The organism is Mycolicibacterium neworleansense (assembly GCF_001245615.1).
Taxonomy (GTDB): domain Bacteria; phylum Actinomycetota; class Actinomycetes; order Mycobacteriales; family Mycobacteriaceae; genus Mycobacterium; species Mycobacterium neworleansense.
Genome location: NZ_CWKH01000009.1, coordinates 1 through 890 on the forward strand (window position 1 = coordinate 1; position 890 = coordinate 890).

An 890-nucleotide genomic window follows, 5' to 3' on the forward strand; every position below is an offset into this window, starting at 1 on the left:
GGCCGCGGCGGCACTGCGCGCCGGCGCTCCGGCGATCGCGGTACCGGCGGCGTACGGCGACCAGCCGTTCTGGGCCCGCAGACTGTTCACCCTCGGCGTCAGCCCGCGGCCGATCCCGCGTGATCGGCTCAGCGCGGACGTCCTCGGCGGGGCGATACGCGAAGTCTTGTCGGTTGCCGGCTTCGGCGACCACGCCAAGAGGATGGCCGCAGCAATCTCCCCCGAAGACGGTGCGGGGCGGGTGCTCGCCACCGTCGAGGACGTACTGGCTACGGGGCCCGTACCGCCGGACGGACGTCTGTGAAACGTCTTTCAGTTCTCATTTGCATCTATCCCAAGCACCCGTCACGGTCAGCCCCGGGGACTGGCGATCAAACCACAGTATGGATATCTAGCTGCAGTTATCTGGCGCGATGACGCGTGGGACCGAAGCGCGACCATTGCCCGAAGCGGCTCGAGGCACAGCAATGGACGTGTTTGCATCCTTTTCAGCACATTCCGCAGCGAATTCCGCGATTCGGCTGACAACTAATTGCCGCTCAAGTTAAATACACACCGGGCCTGCCAGATCGCCGCCGCTCTCGGCGGTTTGGCAGGCTCATCAATGCCAGCGCCGCAGTAGCTGCTCCGCCCCTTCGGACAGCGAGTGCACGATCTCGGCCGCACCGACCGGACGCCGCACCAGCCCCACACCCTGCCCCGCATTGACGGGCGACCCCCGCAGCACACGCTCAGGGATGCTCGCCGGCCAGCGATATCCCGCGGCGACGTCGTACTGGGTGGTGAGCTCGGTGTCCGCCCCTTCGGCGGCCAACAGGGCATCGCGCGCCCCGGTCGGCGTCAGCGCCTCGTCACATGCGGCGAATGCCGTGCCGACCCACGCCGCGGCC

The 890-nt window shown here is 67.8% G+C and carries 2 pseudogenes; one reads left to right on the top strand and one right to left on the bottom strand.

The annotated features are described in order from the left end of the window. Positions 1–304, top strand: a pseudogene (locus BN2156_RS30780) (glycosyltransferase); the annotation flags it as partial. Positions 305–601: 297 nt separating this feature from the next. Here the strand turns inward: BN2156_RS30780 and BN2156_RS30335 are convergent. Next, positions 602–890 (bottom strand): annotated as a pseudogene (locus BN2156_RS30335) (nitronate monooxygenase); the annotation flags it as partial.